The organism is Vallitalea okinawensis, assembly GCF_002964605.1.
Taxonomy (GTDB): domain Bacteria; phylum Bacillota; class Clostridia; order Lachnospirales; family PQDH01; genus Vallitalea_A; species Vallitalea_A okinawensis.
In genome coordinates, this window is record NZ_PQDH01000013.1 from 69,168 (window position 1) to 93,567 (window position 24,400).

Sequence of the window (24,400 nt, forward strand, 5' to 3'; positions counted from 1 at the left end):
GAGGAGGAGACTTTAATGAAAAAATTTAATGTAGGTATTATTGGATGTGGACGTATTGGTAAAGTACATGCTGAGAGCATTACATACCATATCCCAAATGCAGTTGTAAAATCTGTTTCTGATGTAAGATTAGACGGTGTTAAAGAGTGGGCTGATTCTTTAGGAATCCAAAACGTATACAGTGATCATAAAGAGATATTAAACGATCCTGAAATTGATGCAGTATTAGTATGTTCTTCAACTGATACACACTCCGTTATCTCTACAGAAGCTGCTAATGCAGGTAAACATATTTTCTGTGAGAAACCAATTGACTATGATCTAGGTAGAATTCAATCAACTTTAGATGCAGTTGCAAAAGCTGGTGTTAAATTCCAAGTTGGTTTCAATAGAAGATTTGATCATAACTTTGCTAAAATCAACAAAGTAACAAAAGATGGCGTTATTGGTGAGCCTCATGTTATTAAAATTACTTCAAGAGATCCTGAGCCACCGCCAGTAGAATACGTTAAAGTATCAGGTGGTATCTTCTTAGACATGACTATTCATGATTTTGACATGGCTCGTTTCCAAGCTGGAAGTGAGGTAGAAGAAGTATATGCAGTAGGTAACTGTCTAGTTAACCCTGCTATTGCTGAAGCTGGTGATGTAGATACAGCTGTTATCACATTAAAGTTTGAAAATGGTGCTATTGGTGTTATTGATAACTCAAGAAGAGCAGCTTATGGTTATGACCAAAGAGTTGAAGTATTTGGTTCAAAAGGTGCTGTAGAAGCAAAAAATGATACAGAAACTACTTGCAGTGTTAGTACTGAAGAAGGTGTTGTATCAGAGAAGCCATTATACTTCTTCTTAGAAAGATACATGGGTTCATTCGTTGAAGAAATGAAACAATTCTTCGCTGCTATCGAAAACGATACAGATACTGCAGTTCAAGGTATCGATGGCTTAAAGCCTGTTTTAATCGGTCTTGCTGCTAAGAAATCAATCGAAGAAGGTAGACCAGTTAAAATTTCTGAAATTGAAGCATTAATGTAATTAAGGTAAATTCATAATCACCTTAAGTTGGTTCATAAGCATAATGTGTTAAATTCCATTCAAATAAAGAATTACATATTATGTATAAAGAATTTAAAATTTAATGATGAAATTACCTAGTAGTTAATAAGTTTTTAAGTTATGGATTTTAAGTTTTCTTCTGCCATATAAATATATAGAACTTAATATTCTAAAGATATCTTGGTTAAGTTCTATGTACTAAGAAGCTTATAGGATTACCACTAGCCTTGAAATGATTTTATAAGCTTCTTTAATTTAAAGTGCAACTTTCACCAAAAGCGCGCACAAATTAAAAATTAAGAAATATACACTTAAAATCCATAACTTTAATTTATAAAGAGTCATTGACTTTAATTCTAGGAAAGGTTAATACCTAAACTTATTTATTAGCTTTTCTTAGGGTTAAAGGATACTAATTAAGGACTAAAAATAGGCGAAATAGGGGTGTGTTTAAAATGGATCGTATACAAGATAAAATCAAGGAACTTCGAGAACAAAAAGCTGACATAGCCCTCGGTGGAGGTCAGAAAAGAATTGATAAGCAACATGAATCTGGTAAATTAACTGCAAGGGAAAGAATCAATCTACTATTAGATGATGGTACATTTGTTGAAGTAGGTGCTTTTATTAAACATCGTTCAACAGATTTTGGTCTAGATAAAGCTAATGCCCCTGGAGATGGTGTTGTAACAGGTTATGGCCAAATTGAGGGTAAATTAGTCTATGTCTATGCACAAGATTTCACTGTAATGGGTGGATCTTTAGGAGAAATGCATGCCAAAAAAATCTGTAACATCATGGATATGGCATTGAAGATGGGAGCTCCTATTATCGGAATCAATGATTCTGGTGGAGCAAGGGTTCAAGAAGGTATTGATGCACTAAGCGGTTTCGGCGAAATTTTCTATCGTAATACAATTGCATCTGGGGTTATACCACAGATATCAGTTATTATGGGACCATGTGCTGGGGGTGCAGTTTATTCACCAGCAATAACAGATTTTATCTTTATGGTAGACAATACAAGTCAAATGTTTATCACTGGACCACAAGTTATCAAAACTGTAACAGGTGAAGTTATATCAAAAGAAGAACTTGGTGGTGCTAGAGCTCATGCAAGCAAGAGTGGTGTAGCAGGTTTCCACTATGCAACAGAGCAGGAGTGTATTGAAGAAATCCGCCGTTTGATAAATTATTTGCCTTCTAATAATATTGAAGAACCAATGGAAACAGCTATTATGGATGATCCTAATCGTATTTCAGATCGCTTGTCAGAGATTGTACCAGAATCACCTAATAAGGCTTATGATATGCATGAAGTGCTTGATGAAGTAGTGGATCGTGGTTCATTCCTAGAAGTACATAAAGACTATGCTCTTAATATCATCGTAGGATTTGCAAAAATGAACGGGCAAACTGTCGGAATTGTTGCCAATCAACCAAAAGTATTGGCAGGATCTTTAGATGTTAATGCTTCAGATAAAGCTGCTAGATTTATTAGATTTTGTGATAGCTTTAATATTCCTGTGATTACATTCACAGATGTACCAGGCTATTTTCCAGGTGTACAACAAGAACATAATGGTATTATACGTCATGGTGCTAAATTATTATTTGCCTATGCAGAAGCATCTGTACCAAAAATTAATGTTATATTAAGAAAAGCTTATGGTGGAGCTTATATTGCTATGAGTAGTAAACACTTAAGATCTGATGTCGTATTATCATGGCCATCAGCGGAAATAGCAGTTATGGGTGCAGAAGGTGCAGCCAATATAATATTTAGAAAAGAAATTGGAGTGGCAGATGATCCTGCTCAAGTTAGAGCTGAAAAGATCAATGAATACCGTGAAAACTTTGCTAATCCATACATAGCTGCTTCAAGAGGATTCGTTGATGATGTTATTCAGCCAGCAGCAACTCGTAAATATATAATTTCAAATTTAGAAACCTTAAAGAGTAAACGTGAGGATAGACCTGCTAAAAAGCACGGTAATATTCCACTATAAGACATATGAAGATAAGAGGCTATCCATAAATTATGGGCAGCCTTCTTGGCATGTATAGGATAATTATGATCAAGTTGCAAAAAGTCCATAAAACATCTAACAAAATTACCTTTGAAATAAGAAATAACCATGCTATTCTATAGTGAGAATAAGGTTATTCATAGGTTTTAAACATAATGTAAAAATACTATTTTAATGGAGGAAAAAATGTATAAATACGAGCTACACACCCATACCCAAGAAGTCAGCAGATGTGGTAAAAAATCAGCTAGAGATATTGTTGCAATTTATAAGAACATAGGCTACCAAGGACTAGTCATTACGGATCATTTTAGACCTGATTACTTTAATAGTTTAGATAAAGATCTCACATGGCAGCAAAAAGTTGACATATTCCTAGAAGGTTATAGGGAAGCCAAAGAAGCAGCAAAGGATATAGATTTTGATGTATTTCTAGGAATTGAATTAGGGCTTTTCCAAGGTGGCTATGGCAATGAATTTCTTCTTTATGGTATGACAGAAGAAGTACTTAAAGAAAATGAGACTATCTTGGAAATGGATCTAGTAGAAGTCAAAAGTCTAGCCGAAAAGCACGGTATTCTCATCTATCAAGCACATCCTTATCGAGGTTATTGTGAATTAGAGGATGTAAATCTTTTAGATGGTGTAGAAGTCTTTAATGGTAATCCAAGACATGATTCAAAGAATGATGAAGTTAATCAGATAGCTAATACTAAGAAGTTATTAAAAGTATCAGGTTCTGATTACCATGAAGATGGCGATGAAGGGTGTGGCGGTATAGAAGTTCAGGATAAGATAGTAGATAATCAACAATTAGTCAAGATACTCCGTTCAATGGATTTTAAGCTTATGACCAAGTAGTGAATAACCGATATAGAGTCAATATGAGTAGATACTAAATAATCCTATGGATGCACTTGTATTTCAATAGACAATATTTGAGGTGAAAAAAATGGACTTACCTATTATAACTGCCCATTCAGGTTGTGAAAAAACCTTGGCTAACTCCATGGAAAATATTAAAAAAGCTATCCAACTTAATGTAGAATACGTTGAGATTGATGTGCGTCATACAAAAGATCATATAGCTGTATTAAGTCATGATGATGAAATAGGAGGAATCTGTATATCAGAATCAAACCTAAATGAATTAAAGAAATATAATATAGTAACTTATGAAGAAGCAGTAGATCTTATTATTAAAAGTGGCAAAAAGGTCAACAGTGACATAAAAACCATGGAGAGTATTGAGTTAATATCGACATATATTATGAACAATGAGCTCTGTGAAAAAGTCATATTATCAGGTTGTAAAGAAAAAGAAATCTCTTATCTTACTGAGAACTATCCTGAGATAAGGAAGTTATTTAATATAGATATCCTAATGGAGGAAGATCTATCTTTTGAAGAGAAGATGAACCGAACTATAATGTTACACAGACAAAATCACTTACAAGGGGTAAATATACCTTATTACCAACTGAGTGATGAAGTGCTTCAGATCATGAAAGATCAGGGTATAGAAACTTATGTATGGACTATAGATACAGAAGAGTTAATGCGTAGGTTTGTAAATAAAGGAGTAAAATCCATAACAACAAATGAAGTAGTTTTACTAGAGAAAGTAAAAAATGAGGAGGCTTTTAGATGATGAAGAAGTATGATAGTTTTTTAATTGGTCACATCTCAAAAGATATCAATATCTTTATGGGTGATAAAATGGAAGAAATCGGCGGTGCGGTAGTAGCATCATCCTATGCAGCAGTTGCTGGTGGAAGAAAGGTAGGTATTCTTACAAAGGCAGCTAAAGAAGACAAAGAAACAGCATTGAATACTTTTAACGCTGAGTCAGAAGATGTTTATTATGTAGAGTCTAAAGATACAACCTCAATCAAAAATGAGTATTTTTCAGAGGATAGAGAAACGAGAAAATGTACATCATTAGGTGTAGCAGATCAATATGTTATGGCGGACATGCCTGAAATTGAATCTGAGATTTATCACTTAGCTGGACTTATTGCTGGAGACTATGATGTTGAATTAATTAAAGAACTCTCTAAGAAAGGCAAGATTGCTGTTGATGTGCAGGGATTCTTAAGACATGCTATTAATGGTGATATGTTATTCAAAGATTGGGAGCAAAAAGAAGAATTACTTCCATACATCACTTACTTTAAAACAGATGCGGCTGAAGCAGAAGTTTTAACAGGTCTTAAAGACCGTAAAGAAGCTGCAAAACAAATGTACGCATGGGGTACAAAAGAAATTATGATTACACACAATACTGAAGTACTTGTTTATGACGGTAAAGAATTCTATACAGCACCTCTTAAACCAAGAAATCTATCAGGACGTTCAGGTCGTGGTGATACATGTTTCTCAGCTTATATTACTGAGAGAATTGATAAATCACCAGCGGAAGCAATCCAATATGCAGCAGCTTTAGTTTCATTAAAGATGGAAACACCTGGACCTTTTAAAGGAACAAGAAAAGATGTAGAAGCTTACATCGAAGAATTTTATAAAGCGTAAATTTTAAACTTAATTGAATAATTAACTGTGTGAGATATACAAAGTTTAAATGATACAGTAAAAAGAGGTGGCTAATGCCACCTCTTTTTGGAAGGGTTCAGATATATGAATATATCTTATAAGTGATTGTCGCCTTCTTGCCATCCTAAGGCACAAAGACCACCACTTTGGAAAGCTTTTAATACACGAATTGTTTCATCAACACTACGACCTACATTTAAGTCATGAACTACAGAATATTTTAAAGTTCCTTCAGGATCTACAATGAATAGACCTCTTAAAGAAATACCTTCTTCTTCTACTAAAACACCATATTGCTCAGATACTTTTTTTGTCATATCTGCAGCCATAGGGAATTTGATCTCGCCTAAACCATTTTGAATCCATGCTTGATGAGAGTATTGGCTATCCGTACTTACTGTTAGTAGTTCAGCACCTAACTCTTTAAATTGATCATATGCTTTACTAAATCCTGTGATTTCAGTAGGGCAAACAAATGTGAAGTCTAATGGATAAAAAAACATAACAAGCCATTTACCCTTATAATCATCAAGACTTACCTTAATAAACTCCTTACCGTCTCCAGTAACTGCATTCATTTCAAATGATGGAGCTGGTTTACCAACTAATCTTTCCATTTAACAATACCTCCTATTTTTTTAGTGTGACTAAAATACATCTTTTCTATTCAATAAGCTTATATCGAATGTTATATAAGTATTCATCTCTGTTGTGATATTATAGTAACACACAATTATTAGTTTGTAAACAGTATTATATAAAATAATTTATTAAATAATAATGATTATTATAAAATAAAGAGTTTTTATCTTTCTATAGTGTCTACGATTTCAAGGGGAGGACCCTCTGATGCTATCAATCTATTACTTCATATATTTTGTTCGGTATTGATTGGGTGTTAGACTGGTATATTTTTTAAATTGTTGTGTAAAATAACTTTGATTACAAAAGTGAAAAAAGGTGGCTACATCAGATAATGGAGTTGTTGTATAACGAATATAGTATTTAGCTTCTTCAATTCTTTTCTTATTGATATATTCCTTAAAAGATGATCCAACTTCTTTGATGAATAAAGAAGATAAGTAATTGGGGTGAACGTATATAAAGTTAGCTACTCGATCCAAGGTGATTTTCTCGGTTAAATGGTCATGGATATAGGTAAGAGCCCTTTGAATGGGTGGTGAGTATTTATTACTGGACATGTTATTCTTTGCACTGATCATATCTTCCACTATTTTATATTCCATTTGAATGAGATGGGCAACATCATTGCTTTTCTCAATGTTATGAATGAAGGTATCGCTAAGAGTAAAAGCAGATTCTGGATCTACACCCCCTTCTATAATAGCTCTGGTAAAGATAGTTGTCGAGCAGATCAAAGAATTCTTAATAGAGCGAATGGGGTTGTCCGTTAATTTAGCTCTTTTTAAACGATTAATTTCATTAAGTATGGACTTAGCCTGCTTTATATTCCCTTCTTTAATCTTGTTAACAAGTTCTTGCTCAAGAAAATAAGGAGGATGATGAAACATGGATTGCCTATTTTCAACCGTATTAATAAAATATTCATCAGGTATAAAAGTCTCTTCCTCCTCACTGTCATCATCAATAGTTATTAGATTGGTAGGGTGTATAAGTTGCTCCAATAACTTACCGCTATAGTAATAACGGTTCTGATCAATAAGGGGAAGTGAGTTATAATATTTACTAAAGTTAGTTTTATGCTTAATAGAAAGCTTATTGTTCATGATAATTGTATTCAACTCACCTTCAAGTATAGGAGCAGTTAATATTGGACCAACTACGATTAGGTACTGGCGACAATGCATAAGAATAAAACATTCATCATAACTATTTTTATAATAAAAAGCTTTAAATGGATCATTATATAGTCCGGAAAGATCTTTAATAGTATCAATACCCAAAAGATGATCAGCTGTTGCAATATCGCTAGGTAAGCTAAATGTACATTGTTGATTTTGCACTACTCTAACACTGAAAGAGGTAGAATAATGATAAAGACGACATTTTTTTATTAAAACTTTATAAAAACTCAAACAAATTAACTCCTTTTTAGTATATATTATATATATTAAGATTTTAATAAAAAGATTAAATTTTTAATATAATTCTACTACGCTTTTTATTATAATGCAAATATAATCATTGATGTAAAGTCAAAAGATTAAATGGAGGGATTAATAAAATGAAAAAATTACTATCTATTACTTTAATAGTTCTACTATTAGCATCATTATTTGTTGGATGTACAAATGATGAGCCAAAAACAGATGAAGGTACAACACAAAATGAAACTAATAAAGAAGAAACTAAAGATGAGCCGAAAGAAGAAGTTTCAACTGAGAAACAAGTGATTAAATTTGCTGCTCAAGCGGATTCAACTCCGGCTACTCAAGCAGTGATTGATGCATTCAACTCTTCTCAAGAAGAATTTGTTGTTGAGTGGGTAGAATTTACTAATGATTCAGCTCAAATGCATGATCAATTAATTACTTCATTATCAAGTGGGTCTGATGAATATGATGTTCTTTCAATGGATGTTGTTTGGGCTGGAGAATTTGCTGGTGCAGGCTATATCGAGCCATTAGATGTTAAAATGAGTGAGGCTGGTATTAACGCAGCTGACTACAATGCAGGTTCAATGACTGCAGGTAACTATAAAGGAAAACAATATACACTTCCATTCTTCTCAGATTTAGGATTATTATACTATCGTTCTGATATTGTATCTGCTGAAGAAGCAGCTGTACTAGAAAGTGGCGATTACACGTACGCTGACTTAGCAGCTATGGCTGAGAAATATGTTGGTGAAGGCGGTACTGATTTTGGTTTCGTATACCAATCTAAGCAATATGAAGGTTTAACTTGTAACGTAACAGAATTCACAAAAGGTTATACTGATATTGAAGCTGGTTTAGAAACAATGAAAACATTTACTGAAGCATCTTGGACACCAGAAGATATCTTAAATTATACAGAAGGTGAAACACATACACAATTCACTGAAGGTAAAGCAGTATTTGCCCGTAACTGGCCTTACCAATATGGTATCATTAAAGGAGAAGAATCTCCATTAACTCCTGAACAAACTGGTGTTGCTCCACTGCCAAATGGTGGAACAGTAGGTGGATGGTTACTTGGTCTTAATAAAAACTCAGATGTAGCTGAAGGTGCTTGGACATTCTTACAATTTGTAACTGGTACAGAAGGTCAAAAGATCATGGCTACTCAGGGGGGTTACTTACCAGGTTACAACGTAGTATTATCTGATGAAGAGGTTAAAGCCAATAACGAAATGTTACAATTCGATGGATTCCAAAAAGCATTAACATCTACTTTATCAAGACCTGTATCTCCAGAGTACTCAAAAACATCTGATGAAGTTCAAGTTAATACACACAAATATTTATCAGGTTCTAGTGATTTAGAATCAACAGTAGCAGCATTAGAAAATAGTTTAAAATAAGTACTAATATAAAGAGTGGGCTCAATGCATATTGAGCCCAACTTTTCAGCCTGAAGGGAGTACGAAAATATGCGTAAAATGGGTTTTAAAGAATTTTTATTTATTTTACCTATCTTAATTTTACTAACAGTATTTTCACTATGGCCTATACTTCAGACTTTTTCTTATTCTTTTTTTGATTATAGGCTAAATGATCAGCAAAAATCAGGATTATATCTTTCAGATAAATATAATGTTGATTTGTTTATGGAAACAAGTGATTATGTAAAGTTCTATTTAAATGGAGAAAAAGATGTAGTCGATGAAGAGGGTGCCAAGATAATTGGTGAAACGATAGCTTTAGTTGACGAGCAACAAGCATTATTTGAAGGAAAAACAGGAGTCATTGAGTTAACTGGTGATGAATCAGATAAAGTGGGAAGTTTTAATGCTACTTTAGAGGAAAATATAAATATATTAGTTAATCAATATGAATTAGTCAATGAAAGTAACTATCAATACATTATTGAAGAACTAAATACATCACTCATTTCTTCAAACTTTACTGGTTTAAAAGGATATAGTGATGCAATAAAAGATGACAGAGTTCACAATGCCTTAATTAATACGATAATTTTTACAATAGCATCGATTACAATTGAGTTTATTCTAGGTCTTGGGTTAGCTGTTATAATGAATAAATCCATTCGTGGTAGAGGTGCTGTTCGTACAATTTCCATTATTCCATGGGCTATTCCAACAGCTGTTGCAGCCTTAATGTGGAGTTATTTATATGACGGTGCAAGTGGGGTCATTGCACAAATGTTTGAGAATATTGGCTTGATTGCTAGTTCGGAAGAGTTACTATTGTCATCAACAGGTGCGATGATATCAGCCATCATGGCAGATGTATGGAAGACAACTCCTTATATGGCTTTACTATTATTAGCTGGTTTTCAAACAATACCTGGATCAGTTTATGAAAGTGCAAAGGTTGACGGATCTGGACCGGTCTACACTTTCTTTAAAATAACCTTACCATTAATTAAGCACTCGATTCTTGTTGCTTTATTATTTAGAACACTAGATGCCTTTAGGGTATTTGATTTGATTTATGTATTAACAGGTGGAGGACCAGGTGGATCGACAGAAACCATGTCAGTCTATGCTTATAAATTGATGTTTGGTCAAACAAACTTTGGTTATGGATCTGTTATCGTTATCATTATGTTCTTATGCGTAGCATTGATTACAACACTCTTTGTAAAAGTGCTAGGTACAGACTTAATGGATACAAATTAGTTAGTAAGTGCTTTTATGCCTAACGATTCTTAACTATTACTTATTGAGAACTTATAAAGATAAGAGTTTAGAAGAGATTGGTATAAAACATTTAAGTAAGTGCTTTTATGCCTTTTAGACCTAACGATTCTTAACTTTTAAGTGAATGATTTTAAATCGAGCCATGATCTAATGAGATTTCATTAAGATAGAAGATTAGAAGAGGTTGATTTAAACTACATTTACTACAAGGAGGTAATAAGATGAAAGATACGAAGTATAATGTAATTCTATATATTGTTATTGCGGTATACTTAGCAGTGATCGTCTTTCCATTCTTTTGGATATTCATTACATCTTTCAAACCAACGGCAGAAATTTTTGGTGAAGGTGCATTTAGTATCATTGCTGACAACCCGACTTTAAGTCACTTCAAATCAGTTATTTTTGAAAAAAATATGTTACAAGCAATTAAAAACAGTTTAATTGTTTCTGTTGTGACAACTGTATACGTGGTAGCTGTATCCACATTAGCTGCCTATGCCATTACTCGGTTTAAATTTAAAGGAAAAAACTTATTATTAGGTCTGATCTTAGCAGTATCCATGTTCCCACAAATGGTAGTAGTAGGTCCGATTTATAATCTGTTCATGGAGTTAGGATTAACAAATAGCTATGGTGTTGTATTAGCGTATTCAACTATTACACTGCCAATAGCAGTATGGATTCTCGTTGCTCACTTAAACAAAATACCACTTTCATTAGAGGAGTCTGCAAAGATCGATGGTGCATCTGCCTTTAAAACTTTATATAAAGTGGTACTGCCTTTAGCAACGCCCGGTATAGCAACGGCCTCCATCATTGTTTTTATTAATGCTTGGAATGAATTCTTATTAACAATAACATTAAACACCAACAAAGAATATCATACAGTGCCTGTAGCCATCTCTTTCTTAAGAACACAATTCCAAATTCTTTGGGGTGAAGTGGCGGCAGCGACAATTGTTGTAACAATACCAACATTAATTATCGTACTTTTATTCCAAAAACAAATTGTATCAGGTCTTACATCTGGTGCCATTAAAGAGTAGAAGAGGTGTATAGATGAGCTGGCTAGTTCAAGACAAAATTTATGAGGACAATAAAGTATTATTAAAAAATGAGAGCTTATTTAATGTATCCAATGGGTACATTGGTGTTAGGGGCAATTTTGAAGAAGGTTATGAAGCTGGCTTCGATACTATACGTGGCACCTATTTAAATGCATTTTATGAGGTTGAACCTATCACCTATGGTGAAAAGCTATACGGATTTCCAGATACAAAACAGAAGATTTTAAATGTAATAGATAGTCAAACCATCCATTTATATATAGAAGGTGAGTATTTCTCTCTTCATCAAGGAGAAGTACTTGATTTTACTAGAACGTTAGACATGAAGGAAGGTTCAGTAACGAGAAGCATCCATTGGCGTTCACCTAAAGGGCATGAAGTAAAGATCACTATTGAACGTCTAGCTTCCTTCAATACACTAGAGTTATTTCTTATTCGCTATACAGTAGAGGCTGTCAACTTTGATGGTGAAATAAAATTCTTATCATCAGTTGATGGTGATATCGTGAATTACACTGATGAAACGGATCCAAGAACAGGTGGGGGACATGGTAAGTGCTACGAGCAGTATGACGCAAAAGTAGTGGAGAATATGATACAAGTATCAACTACTACCATACATTCAAAACTGAAGGCTACCTGTACTTGTCATCATCATTTAAATGAAACATGTGAATTGAATTTTGAGAAACATGAGCGTAAAGTAACAGCGATTATCTCAACTGATATTGAAAGAAGTCAAAAGATCACATTAACAAAATACAATGTTTATACGGATGATAGACGACATGAGAGACCGGAAGAAGACGGAAAAGAGTTATTAAAGAAGGTCATCTATAGAGAGTTTGATTTTTATTTAGATGAGCAGATTCAATATCTAAAAAAGTTCTGGAAGAGTGCAGATATTACTATCCAGGGCGATGAGGACTTACAACAAGGTATCCACTATAATGTATATCAATTGCTACAATCTGTTGGAAAAGATAAATACAGTAATATTGCAGCGAAAGGAATGAGTGGAGAAGGTTATGAAGGTCATTATTTCTGGGACACAGAAATATATATTTTTCCATTCTTCTTATTAACACAACCTGAGTTAGCTAAAAAGCTTTTAATCTATCGTCACTCTATCTTAGATGGGGCACGTAATAGAGCTAAGGAAATGGGGCATGAAAGAGGTGCTCTTTATCCTTGGAGAACCATCAATGGCGATGAATGCTCACCATTCTTCCCAGCAGGAACAGCTCAGTATCATATTAATGCAGACATTGCCTATGCTGTCATTCAATACTACATGATAACAAGAGATACAGAATTTATGATTCATTATGGTGCTGAAATATTATTTGAGACAGCACGCCTTTGGGCTGATATTGGTCATTTCCACCATAATCAATTTATGATTCATTCTGTAACTGGACCTGATGAGTATACTTGTGTGGTAGATAACAACTATTATACAAATGTCATGGCTAAACACAATTTGAAATGGGCTTATAAAATGTATGAATTACTAAAGGACCAGTCGAACCATATGACAACAATCATAGAGTCAATGGAATTAACAAAAGAGGAAGTCGAGAAATGGCAAAAAGCCTATGAAAATATGTACTTACCATATGATAAAGCATTAGGTATTAACCCCCAAGATGATACTTTCTTAACCAAAAAAATATGGGAGATTAGTAGTATACCTAAGAATAAGTTTCCTTTATTGTTAAACTATCACCCTTTATTAATTTATCGTTATCAGATTTGTAAGCAAGCAGATACTGTATTGGCTCATTTTCTTTTGGAAGATGAACAAGGTTATGAGACTATAGAAAAGTCTTATCATTATTATGAAAACATTACCACACATGATTCATCCCTATCTTTTGGTGTTTTCTCCATAATGGCAGCTAAAGTAGGTGAAGAACAAAAAGCCTACGATTACTTTATGAAATCAGCAAGGTTAGATTTAGATGATCATCATGGTAATACAAAGCATGGTATTCATACGGCTAACATGGGTGGTACTTATCTTGGTATCGTCTATGGCTTCGGAGGATTAAGAATTAAAGAAGATATAGCTTCATTGAATCCTAAAAAGCCGAGCAAATGGCAAGAATATGCCTTTAAGTTCATTTATCAAGGTAGACTTGTTAAAGTAATAGTCAAAGAAAATAGAATAGAAATCCTTTTAGAAGAAGGCGAAGCTTTAGACATAAAAGTATATGAAAAAGTATATACGTTAGAATCAAAGCTTCATATAGACCTTGCTTAATCCATGGATTAAGCATAAGGAAATGTGTATTATTTAGAGTACATGAGAACATTGATTTCTCATGTACTTTTTTATTACCTCAATTTGATTTCCATCAGAATATTATTCATAATCGTGAATACAAATAAAGTAGGAAGCTGTGTTGAGGTGAATGTAATGAATAGAATTTATTATGATGTGAGACCGGGAGATTCACTTTATACAATAAGTGCATTTTTTAAGACTACTGTTGATGCTATCAAAGAAGCAAATAAAATGGAGACAGATGAGGTTTATGTTGGACAGCGTTTAATCATTCCTGTGATGTATTATTACGTTAAACCGGGAGAAACCCTATATACTATTGCCGAACTCTTTAAAACCACGGCTCAGAGTATCATACAGCTGAATGAGTTAGAGAGTGATCGGCTTGTTATAGACCAGCCCCTATTAATTCCTTTATACACTCAAGCCATCGTTACCAGTGATCAGGTAAATATATACAGATGGGCAGGGAGTATGTATCCTGTTTTGGCTACAATGAAAAAGGGAACTAAGCTACCGGTTATGTTACAAGAAGATAAATGGTATAATGTTATGTTACATGATGGTTCAAGAGGTTATGTGAATGCCAATGATGTAGAAATAGAAGTAGTGGATGGTCAAAAGCCTATCTCCACTATTTTAGGGTTCTATACTTTAGAAGAAGGGCCAGCCTTACCTAGTTCATTTGAATCATTTGTTAGAAATACCGATGAGCTTTCTGAGATAGGGCTCTTTATGTATCGTATTAGTAGATCTGATCCCACAAAAGTAGATAAATTCGGTGAGTTTACTGATGAAGAAGTTAAAAAATTAGTTGAAATTGGTCATGAAAACAATATTCTTATGATGCCGACGGTTCATAATCTATTGTATGAACGAGGTAACCAAGAGATTAATAAGGAAGTATTGCATCAGATGTTAGCAACTGAAGAGTCGCAGAATGCCTTTATTGCATCATTAGTTAGTTTGGTAGAAATTCTTGATTTTGATGGCGTTAATATAGATTTTGAGGATGCCTATGAAGAAGATGAACAACTAATATCAGACTTTTATACAAAACTAGGTGCAGTCTTTGATGAAAAAGGCTACTTGTTGTCAGCAGATTTGCCTGCTAGAATAACTGATGAAGATGTTAATCCCTTTTCTAATCCATATGACTATGCCACTATAGGGAAAGCTGTAGATGAATTTGTTGTCATGCTCTATAATGAACATGGATGGCCTGGAAGTGGACCTGGTCCAGTTGTATCTTCAGGATGGATGGAGAAGGTTTTAGATTATACGATAACGCGAGTTCCAAAGGAAAAAATCCTAGCAGCCGTATCAGTCTTCGGTTTTGATTTCAACCTCGATACGGATACAGCCAATTATGCTACTTATGATCGGGCAATGGAGTTAGCTGATCAATATGGTAAAGAGGTTATTTTTGATGAAGAAACGCTAACACCGATGTTCAGTTATACAGCGGAAGATGGGTCTCAGCATGAGGTATGGTTTGAGAATGCTGAGAGTATTAAGGCAAAAATAGATATTGCCTGGGATTATGGGATTAAAGGCATAGCCCTTTGGAGACTTGGGATGGAAGATCCTGAGATGTGGACCATGATGAGAGAAGAGGTTGTGGTGCCAAAAAGGACATAAAAATACAATCAAAAATATTTATATATAGTAAAAAGCGATATCTATGTAGGTATCGCTTTTTAATTTAAAACCTAATAAGTTATTACTAATAGGGTCAAGTATACAAGGGGCGCTATTACGCCGACTAGAAAATTAAGTAAACATATAATAGATAATTCAAATAAAATAAATTAACTTAAAATAAACTGAAAACACTTGCATATTAAATAAGCTGTACTAAATGTTAAGTTTAGTATAACTAATAGGTAGGTATGTATGATAACGATAATTAGTGTGATATAATAATAGGAAATAAAGCAATTTCTAAAGAATTTTTGGTTCTTATAAGAACAGTTGTAAAACCTATTTGGATAAACTATAATTTGAAGCAGATATATATTGAACTTATACAGATACCAAGGAGTGGAGGTAGGAATATGAGAGAAATTCATGTTAGTCAAATCACAGAAGCAGTTGCTAAAATGTGTATTGATGCTAATTATTACATTAGTGATGATATCAAAGAGGCATTTCATACATCAATTAAAGAGGAAGTTTCACCTATTGGTAAGGATATACTAGGTCAATTAATCGATAACTCGGAAGTAGCAAGAGATCTGCAAATGCCAATCTGCCAGGATACAGGTATGGCGGTAGTATTTTGTGAAATCGGGCAAGAAGTCCATTTGGTTGGTGGTTCCATAGAAGAAGCTATTAATGAAGGTGTAAGAAAAGGTTATGAAGAAGGATACTTAAGAAAATCTGTTGTTAATGATCCTTTAATTCGTGAAAATACAAAGGATAACACACCTGCTGTCATTTATTATAATATTGTTCCAGGCAGTGAAGTGGAAATTACAGTAGCTCCAAAAGGGTTTGGTAGCGAAAATATGAGTAGAATCTATATGCTTAAACCAGCTGATGGTATTGAAGGTGTAAAAAAGGCTATACTTGAAGCTGTAGAACTAGCAGGACCAAATGCATGCCCACCTATTATAGTAGGAGTGGGATTAGGTGGTACATTTGATAAAGCGGCATATTTGGCAAAGAAAGCTCTTTTAAGACCAGTTGGACATTCTTCTGAAATACCACATATTAAAGAACTGGAAGATGAGATGCTGACAAAGATCAACAAACTAGGTATTGGACCACAAGGATTAGGTGGCAAAACAACAGCCTTAGATATTCATATAGAAACCTATCCTACACATATAGCCGGTTTACCAGTAGCTATTAACATAAGTTGTCATGTAACACGACATGTCAGTAAGGTTTTATAGGAGGGGTCATAATGAAAGAAATTACAACACCATTTACAAAAGATAAGGTAGCTGAGCTAAAAGCAGGGGACAGTGTATTAATATCAGGTACAATTTATACAGCAAGGGATGCGGCACATAAACGACTTATTGATCAAATGAATAATGGAGAAGAGTTACCCTTTGACTTAAAAGATGCGATTATCTACTATGTTGGTCCAGCACCAGCCAAAGAAGGTCGCGTTATTGGATCTGCAGGACCAACAACCAGTTATCGAATGGATTCTTACACGACCCCACTACTTGAAAAGGGCTTAAATGGCATGATCGGTAAGGGGAAAAGAAGTGAAGAAGTAATCGATAGTATTAAAAAGCATAAAGCCATTTATTTTGCAGCAGTAGGTGGGGCAGCAGCACTCATTTCAGACCGAATTAAAAGTGTAGAAATTATCGCTTATGATGATCTGGGAACTGAAGCCATTAGAAAGATAGAAGTGGAAAAGTTTCCAGCAATAGTGGTATTGGATAGTGAAGGAAACAATCTATACGTAAGCGAGCGAGAGAAATATAGAGAATAAGAACCATGTTTTGAAATAATGGACCTTTTAGAGGATTAAACCCTAATAATCAAAGGAGAAAGTATTTGTAAACAAATGTAAGCTGTAATATAATGATTAAGTTATAAAAAGTATTGCTTATTTATAAGTCCAGAACAAATAATAAAGGAGTGTGTAGATTCACTCCTTTAATAATTTTAGCCCTATTTTAGTGTACGATCTATATTAGAACTAAACATTACGAATATTTTTTTCTATAGTTTAATATATTTTCCTTAATTCAACTTATATATAATTAATGATCATACATATCACACAATCAGAAATAGGCTAAGAGGGAGATGTCATCTATGCATACTGAGCAATCTCGTAGAAAACGAGCGTCACTATTAGAAGTAGTAGTCACTACTGGTGTGTTGTTTATCATTATACTTTTATTGAATATGTTATTTTACAACATGGGAATTAGGGGGGTATTCAGTGATTTACTCACGATCTGTCTACCAATTGTATTAGGATTTTATGTATTGAGAAGCTATGGATTATCTTATCAATATACGATTATTTGTGAAGAATTGATTATCAAAGAGTGCCGTGGTAATAAAGAACGAGTACTATTAAACATAAATATCAATCAAATAGAAGAAATTCATAAAGGACCTATTAGTAGAGAAGAGAAGAAAGCATTCATGCAGAATAAGCGCTTTGTCGATGCAAAGAAGCATCAGAATGGTGTATCTTATTACTGCATTTATAGTGAAGATGGATCAAAATATTGCTTTCAATTTGAACCAAGCGAAAAATTATTAGAGAAACTTAAAGTTAATTTATAATACTCATATAAATAATTATTAATTTTTACAATAAAGTATTGTCATTTATATTTTTTTGAGTTATACTATATGCATAGTTTACAAAACTATAGGGTAAAATGATGTGTCCGTTTATGGATACAGAATTTATGTTGGGACCTATGTGACCGGTTCCTTGTTAATTTCAACAAAGACATTATTTTATCCATAGTAAATTATTACAACCAACATGAAGGCCTAAAATTTTGCTTCTATGATATTTCATCACTTATCGTTTTCATATGTTAGGTGATTATTTTATGTTTATACATAATTTTTTTGTCTATTGTCAAGAATACTGTTAAATGGTGTAATATCATTAAGATGATTACCTTACAGGAAGCACTCAGTTGAACTTCTGAATACAATGCATTATATTCGGAATAAGTGAAACTACTTTTTGAAGTTAATCATTAAGAGGTAAAAAAATAAATTCTGGTTAGGGGGAGGCTTAATCATGAAAAAATTATTAAGTTTAATTTTAGTAGTAGTGTTAAGTGTAAGTGTTATTTTTACAGGCTGTGGTGCTGAAAACGGTGCTGGCGGCGACAAGTTAAAAGTAGCTATGGTAACAGACTCAGGTACTATTGATGACAAGTCATTCAACCAAGGGACTTGGGAAGGTATCTTAAGATACGAAGAAGAAAAAGGTACTATTGAGAAGCAATATGTTCAACCTAATGGTGAACAACACACTGATTACGTACAAGCAATTGATGCTCTTGTAGAAGGTGGTTATCAAGTTATCGTAACTCCAGGTTTTAAATTTGAAACAGCTATTTATGAAGTTGCTTCAAAATACCCAGAAGTTAAATTTATCTTAATTGATGGTTCTCCAAAGAACGAAAACTTCGAAGAAGGTAAATTTGATAACGTAGTATCTGTATTCTTTAACGAGCATGAAGCTGGTTTCTTAGCAGGTGTTTCTGCTGCACTTTCATCTGAAACTGGTAAATTAGGTTTTATCGGTGGTATGGAAATCCCTCCAGTACAAAAATTTGGTTGGGGTTATCAAGCAGGTGTTGCTTATGCAAATGCTAATTTAGGAACAAGTGCTGAAATCGTTGATTATATCTACCAAGGTACTTTCAATGACGTTGCAGCTGGTCAAGTATTAGCAGCTGGTATGTATGACAAAGGCGTAGACATCATCTTCCATGCAGCTGGTGGTGTAGGCGTTGGTGTATTCAACGAAGCAAAAGAAAGAGCTACTAATGGTCAATCAGTTTATGTAGTAGGTGTAGATGCTGATAAATTTAATCAAGGTATCTATGATGAAGGATCAGAAGCTTCAGTTACTTTAACATCTGCTCTTAAAAAAGTTGACGTAGCTGCTTACAACAATATTGATGCAGCAATCAATGATGAGTTCCCAGGTGGAGAAACAATTGTATTAGCATTAGCTGATGCAGGTGTTGGTATACCAGCTGAGAATCCAAACATGAGTGATGATGCTGTTAAAACTGTTGATGAAGCTGCAAAAGCAGTTTTAAATGGTGAAGTTGTTGTTCCAGCAACTGAAGAAGATTTAGCTGTTTTCTTAGAAGGTAACTTCACTTTAAAATAAGTTTTTGATAACATTACACAAGTGAAAAAAAGAGATGAAAGATATACGGATTAGAAGTATGCTTCTAGTTCATACAAATGAAAAAGACTGCGAATGGACGCGCAGTCTTTTTTTAAAGGAAATATATGTGATTATTGTTCGTATTTTATTTAATAATACAATTTAAGTATATAGCTGTTTCAAATTATATTGATGTAGGTAAAGTTTTGTGGTATAGCCACCTTTACACTACGTAATAATATTAACATAGTGATATTATTAATAAAATCTTATACTATGGAGGATGCCTATGGAATATGTAGTAGAGATGCTGAATATAAGAAAAGAATTCCCAGGTATAGTTGCCAATGACAACGTAACGTTACAACTTGGTAAAGGCGAAATTCATGCTCTATTAGGTGAAAATGGTGCAGGGAAATCAACTTTAATGTCTGTTCTTTTCGGCTTATATCAGCCAGAAGCAGGGAAGATTAAAGTAAGAGGTAAAGAAGTAAAAATTACAAATCCTAATATAGCAAACGATTTAGGAATTGGTATGGTGCATCAACATTTTAAACTTGTGCATAATTTTACTGTTACAGAAAATATTATCTTAGGTATTGAGAAAACTAAGGGCGGTAAAATTGACATAGAGACTGCAGCTAATAGGATTCAAAAATTATCCGATGAATATGGTTTAAGCGTAGATCCTTATGCTACAATAGAAGACATCACTGTAGGAATGCAACAAAGAGTAGAAATCTTAAAGATGCTTTATCGTGATGCTAATATCTTAATCTTTGATGAACCTACAGCTGTATTAACACCACAGGAAATAGAAGAATTAATGAACATAATGAGACGATTAACTGCAGAAGGTAAATCTATTATCGTCATCACGCATAAATTAAAAGAAATCAAAGCAGTAGCAGCTCGTTGTACTATTTTACGTAAAGGTAAAGGTATCGGTACTGTTGATGTAGCTACTACGTCTGAAGAAAAAATGGCTGAGTTAATGGTAGGCCGTCAAGTAACATTTAAAGTACCTAAAGACCCAGCTAATCCAGCAGAAGTCGTTTTAGATGTTCAAAACCTTAATGTACTCAATCAAAGAGGTTTAAAAGGTGTTGATAACTTAAGTATCCAAGCCAAAGCTGGAGAGATTTTAGGTATTGCAGGTATTGAAGGAAATGGACAATCTGAACTAATACAAGCGATTACTGGACTTACAAAAATTCAGTCTGGTTCGATTAAATTAAACGGGAAAGAATTAACAGAAATTCCTATACGTGAAAGAACTGAGAGTGGTATCGGACACATACCAGAAGATAGGCATAAACATGGTCTTGTTCTTGATTATTCATTAGAAGAGAACATGATTCTTCAAACGTACTATCAAGAGCCTTTTTCTAAAAATGGTATTCTTAATGGCGATGTGATTCGTACACATTCAGATAAGCTTATTGAAGAATTTGATGTAAGATGTGGTCAAGGTGGTAAGACACCTGCTAGGGGCATGTCTGGTGGTAATCAACAAAAAGCTATTATTGCAAGAGAGGTAGATCGTTCACCTTCATTATTAATTGCGGCTCAACCAACTAGAGGACTTGATGTTGGTGCTATAGAGTACATTCATACAAGGTTAATTGAAGAGCGTGATAAGGGTAAGGCCGTTTTACTCGTTTCTTTAGAGTTGGATGAAATTTTAAACGTTTCTGACCGAATTGCTGTTATGTATGAGGGAGAAATTGTTGGGATTGTTGATGCCGAAGAAACAAATGAAAATGAGCTTGGTCTTATGATGGCTGGTTCTAAAGGAGGTCAATCATAATGTCAAAACTGAGTGAAATGTTCATGGATGATGCAAGAAGAAATAGAATGGTACCTTTCATTTCCGTAATTTTAGGATTCCTTGTTGGTGCTATTATTATCTTATTATCTGGAGCAAATCCTATAGAAGCCTATGGTGCATTAATACAAGGTGCCTTTGGTAGTTTGAAAAAAATTGGTGATACATTACTTTATTCTACAACATTAATTTTAACAGGTTTAGCTGTTGCTTTTGCATTTAAAACAGGTCTATTTAATATAGGTGCTTCTGGTCAGATGTTAATGGGTGGTTTTATTGCGGTATTATTAGGTATTACATTAGATTTACCAAGAATAATACTTCTTCCTATATGTATTACCTCATCTATTGTTGCTGGAGCTGTATGGGCATTTATTCCTGGGGTATTAAAGGCTAAATACCGTGTACATGAAGTTGTTACAACAATCATGATGAACTGGATCAGTGTTTGGACAGTCTATTACTTTGTTCCAGAGTTAATTAGAGGTCCCTTTGATACTGAATCAGCCAATGTACCTGCAAATGCTTTACTCAGAACGGAATGGATGACAAAGTTATTTGATGGTTCATATGTAAACTTAGGATTATTTCTTGCATTAATAACTGCTCTAATCATATGGTGGGTACTTGATCGTACAACATTTGGTTATGAATTAAAAGCTGTTGGTTTTAATCCTGATGCAGCTCAATATTCTGGTATGAAAGTTAATAGAAACATCATCTATTCCATGATGATTTCTGGTGCATTAGCTGGTTTAGCGGGTGCCACTTTCTATATCGGTTATGCAAGTAACATTAAGATAGGTGTATCTCCAACACAGGGTTTTGATGGTATCGCTGTTGCTTTATTAGGTTTAAACCATCCACTAGGAGTAGTTTTAGCCGCATTATTATTCGGTTTTATGAATGCTGGTAAATTATCTATGCAGATTGCAACAGGTGTTCCAAATGAATTAGTGCCTATTATTATTGCTACCATCATCTTCTTTGCTGCTACAAATGAAATGATTAAAGGTTGGTTAAAAAGAATTGGAAATAAAAAGAGCGATAAGGAAAGGGGTGCTAAATAATGTGGGATGCGTTAACGAGTATTATTCCATTAGGGATAGCTTATACAGCGCCTTTATTAATCATTGCACTAGGCGGTCTATATTCTGAGCGTAGTGGTATTGTTAATATTGGCCTTGAAGGTTTAATGGGTATGGGAGCATTTGCTACTGCAGTATTTATTGCCTTAACTCAAAGTACGCTAGGGGTAGCTTCTGTTTGGATTGGTTTATTAGTTGGTGCTTTAGCAGGTGGGTTATTATCCTATTTACATGCTTTTGCGTCAGTATCCATGCGAGCTAACCAAGTTATTTCTGGTACAGCTATCAACATTTTATCAGCTGCTTTAACAGTGTATTTAGCTAGAGCTATAACTGGTAGTGGTAATGTACAGATCATTCAAAAGTTTAGTAAGTCAGATGTAGCTGGATTATCCAGTATTCCTGTCATAGGTCCATTATTCTTTTCAAATGCATATATTACTACTTATATAGTAATGGCCATTGTTATATTTAGTTGGTATATGCTTTATAAAAGACCATTCGGTCTACGTTTAAGAGCCTGCGGGGAAAACCCACAAGCTGCAGATTCGATGGGTATCAACGTACAAAAAATGCGTTATATTGGTGTAATTATTTCTGGTGCTTTAGCCGGATTAGGTGGAGCTATTGTTATTACAACTTACTCAGGTGAATTCTCTAACTTAACATTTAATGGTTTAGGTTTCTTAGCCTTAGCAGCATTAATATTTGGTAAATGGAACCCATGGGGAGTCCTTGGTGCATCACTATTCTTTGGTTTTGCAAAGACATTAGCGTCTATGACGTTAATATTTGATAACCTTAAGGATATGCCAAACATTTTATTCAATACATTCCCATACGTAGTAACATTAATCGCTTTAATGCTATTCAGTAAAAATGCTGCAGGACCAAAAGCAGCTGGAGAACCATATGATCCAGGTAAAAGATAGATAATAATATTCTATATATATAGAAAGAATCGTTCCTTAGGGACGGTTCTTTTTTTATGCAATAGGAAAGTTCGCGTTTTGCTCGCAAGGTACCGTACTTTCCTGTTCCAGTTTTAACGTGGCGGTAATCACTTTTCTTGATTGCTAATCCACAAGTCTCTTTTGAAGACGTAGAGAAGCTTAATTTATTTTATAGAGTAATGTAATACTTTTATGTAATTATAATAACCTTTAAATGAAATGACGCATATATACGCTTCAAATCCAATTTAAGAGGTTTTAAGTATATAATGCTAACATTCTATATAGAAAGGTTAAAAGGGCATAATAAGGATAATAATAGCATAATAACATACGTATATAAAATATCACTTTAGTTATAATAGTAAAGAGTGATTATTGGAGTTTATGAATGTAATTATTTCAATAAAATAGGAGTAATAAAATGCCATAAAAAAATATGTTGAAAAGTTGTTGACAACAGGTTCTAGGTTTAGTATAATATCTCTTGCGTTTGAAAATTTAATTGTTCAAATACGGAGAAGTACTCAAGTGGCTGAAGAGGTGCCCCTGCTAAGGGTATAGGTCGTTTGCGCGGCGCGAGGGTTCAAATCCCTCCTTCTCCGCCATTAAATTTCCTAGTAAAAAAAGTTGTTGACAAAGTAGTTAACACATGATACAATTTCATTCGTTGTCGAAAATAATCGGCAAAAAATGAAAAAAGGAAAAGTGCTTGACAAGCTGTTTTGAACATGATATAATGCTTAAGCGCTTTGATTTAACTTCGAGTTAACGTAAAGCTAACAAAGAGTTAAAAAAAGAACTTTGATAACTGAACAGTGTAACACATACCCAAGAAATAAACTTTGATTTCGTTAGAATTTAATTCTAACACGGATATAAACAA

General features: G+C 33.9%; 19 protein-coding genes and 1 tRNA gene. 18 read left to right on the forward strand and 2 right to left on the reverse strand.

Annotated features, from left to right (window positions below; translation table 11 throughout):
* Positions 1-15 precede the first annotated feature (15 nt).
* The 5 genes from iolG to C1Y58_RS23150 all read left to right on the forward strand — a co-directional run bounded on the left by iolG (position 16) and on the right by C1Y58_RS23150 (position 5,621).
* A complete protein-coding gene (gene iolG / locus C1Y58_RS23130; RefSeq protein WP_105619280.1) occupies positions 16-1,038 on the forward strand; it encodes an inositol 2-dehydrogenase in 1,023 nt (340 codons plus the stop codon).
* A gap of 476 nt (positions 1,039-1,514) precedes the next feature.
* The gene (locus C1Y58_RS23135) at positions 1,515-3,068 is read left to right on the forward strand and encodes an acyl-CoA carboxylase subunit beta (protein WP_105619282.1); all 1,554 of its coding nucleotides are present in this window, start codon (positions 1,515-1,517) and stop codon (positions 3,066-3,068) included.
* A 207-nt stretch (positions 3,069-3,275) separates the two neighbouring features.
* Entirely contained in the window at positions 3,276-3,950 is a 675-nt protein-coding gene (locus tag C1Y58_RS23140; RefSeq protein ID WP_105619284.1) for a PHP domain-containing protein, read from the forward strand.
* A 91-nt stretch (positions 3,951-4,041) separates the two neighbouring features.
* Positions 4,042-4,740: a glycerophosphodiester phosphodiesterase gene (locus tag C1Y58_RS23145; protein WP_105619286.1), complete on the forward strand. Its 699-nt coding sequence runs from the start codon at positions 4,042-4,044 to the stop codon at positions 4,738-4,740.
* Positions 4,737-5,621, forward strand: coding sequence for a PfkB family carbohydrate kinase (locus tag C1Y58_RS23150; protein WP_105619288.1), 885 nt, complete (start codon positions 4,737-4,739; stop codon positions 5,619-5,621). Before C1Y58_RS23145 ends, C1Y58_RS23150 begins: the two co-directional genes overlap by 4 nt.
* Before the next feature lie 116 nt (positions 5,622-5,737).
* Here C1Y58_RS23150 and C1Y58_RS23155 read toward each other — a convergent pair whose 3' ends face one another.
* Positions 5,738-6,259 (reverse strand): peroxiredoxin, encoded by a 522-nt coding sequence (locus tag C1Y58_RS23155; RefSeq protein ID WP_105619290.1) that lies wholly within the window; start codon positions 6,257-6,259, stop codon positions 5,738-5,740.
* 246 nt (positions 6,260-6,505) lie between these two features.
* A complete protein-coding gene (locus C1Y58_RS23160; RefSeq protein ID WP_105619292.1) occupies positions 6,506-7,699 on the reverse strand; it encodes an AraC family transcriptional regulator in 1,194 nt (397 codons plus the stop codon).
* Positions 7,700-7,848: 149 nt separating this feature from the next.
* Between C1Y58_RS23160 and C1Y58_RS23165 the strand changes: the two genes are divergently transcribed.
* From C1Y58_RS23165 to C1Y58_RS23225, 13 genes are all read left to right on the forward strand, one after another.
* Positions 7,849-9,129, forward strand: a complete 1,281-nt coding sequence (locus C1Y58_RS23165) for an extracellular solute-binding protein (RefSeq protein ID WP_105619293.1) — start codon at positions 7,849-7,851, stop codon at positions 9,127-9,129.
* A gap of 69 nt (positions 9,130-9,198) precedes the next feature.
* Positions 9,199-10,410: a carbohydrate ABC transporter permease gene (locus tag C1Y58_RS23170; protein ID WP_105619294.1), complete on the forward strand. Its 1,212-nt coding sequence runs from the start codon at positions 9,199-9,201 to the stop codon at positions 10,408-10,410.
* Between the two features lie 242 nt (positions 10,411-10,652).
* Positions 10,653-11,480 (forward strand): carbohydrate ABC transporter permease, encoded by an 828-nt coding sequence (locus tag C1Y58_RS23175; RefSeq protein WP_105619295.1) that lies wholly within the window; start codon positions 10,653-10,655, stop codon positions 11,478-11,480.
* Between the two features lie 13 nt (positions 11,481-11,493).
* On the forward strand, positions 11,494-13,767 hold the full coding sequence (locus tag C1Y58_RS23180; RefSeq protein ID WP_105619296.1) for a glycoside hydrolase family 65 protein: 2,274 nt from the start codon (positions 11,494-11,496) through the stop codon (positions 13,765-13,767).
* Positions 13,768-13,923: 156 nt separating this feature from the next.
* On the forward strand, positions 13,924-15,432 hold the full coding sequence (locus C1Y58_RS23185; RefSeq protein ID WP_105619298.1) for a LysM peptidoglycan-binding domain-containing protein: 1,509 nt from the start codon (positions 13,924-13,926) through the stop codon (positions 15,430-15,432).
* 416 nt (positions 15,433-15,848) lie between these two features.
* The gene (locus C1Y58_RS23190) at positions 15,849-16,691 is read left to right on the forward strand and encodes a fumarate hydratase (protein WP_105619300.1); all 843 of its coding nucleotides are present in this window, start codon (positions 15,849-15,851) and stop codon (positions 16,689-16,691) included.
* Between the two features lie 8 nt (positions 16,692-16,699).
* Positions 16,700-17,248, forward strand: coding sequence for a Fe-S-containing hydro-lyase (locus C1Y58_RS23195; RefSeq protein WP_105619302.1), 549 nt, complete (start codon positions 16,700-16,702; stop codon positions 17,246-17,248).
* Positions 17,249-17,577: 329 nt separating this feature from the next.
* Positions 17,578-18,060, forward strand: a complete 483-nt coding sequence (locus C1Y58_RS23200) for a hypothetical protein (RefSeq protein WP_105619304.1) — start codon at positions 17,578-17,580, stop codon at positions 18,058-18,060.
* A gap of 475 nt (positions 18,061-18,535) precedes the next feature.
* Positions 18,536-19,645 (forward strand): BMP family lipoprotein, encoded by a 1,110-nt coding sequence (locus C1Y58_RS23205; protein ID WP_242985458.1) that lies wholly within the window; start codon positions 18,536-18,538, stop codon positions 19,643-19,645.
* A gap of 289 nt (positions 19,646-19,934) precedes the next feature.
* Complete coding sequence (locus C1Y58_RS23210; protein WP_105619309.1) at positions 19,935-21,455, forward strand: ABC transporter ATP-binding protein; 1,521 nt, start codon at positions 19,935-19,937, stop codon at positions 21,453-21,455.
* On the forward strand, positions 21,455-22,543 hold the full coding sequence (locus C1Y58_RS23215) for an ABC transporter permease (RefSeq protein WP_105619311.1): 1,089 nt from the start codon (positions 21,455-21,457) through the stop codon (positions 22,541-22,543). Before C1Y58_RS23210 ends, C1Y58_RS23215 begins: the two co-directional genes overlap by 1 nt.
* Positions 22,543-23,493 carry an ABC transporter permease gene (locus C1Y58_RS23220; protein WP_105619313.1) on the forward strand — a complete coding sequence of 317 codons (951 nt, stop codon included), beginning with the start codon at positions 22,543-22,545 and terminating at the stop codon, positions 23,491-23,493. Before C1Y58_RS23215 ends, C1Y58_RS23220 begins: the two co-directional genes overlap by 1 nt.
* 538 nt (positions 23,494-24,031) lie before the next feature.
* Positions 24,032-24,122 (forward strand) — tRNA-Ser (locus C1Y58_RS23225).
* Positions 24,123-24,400: the final 278 nt, after the last annotated feature.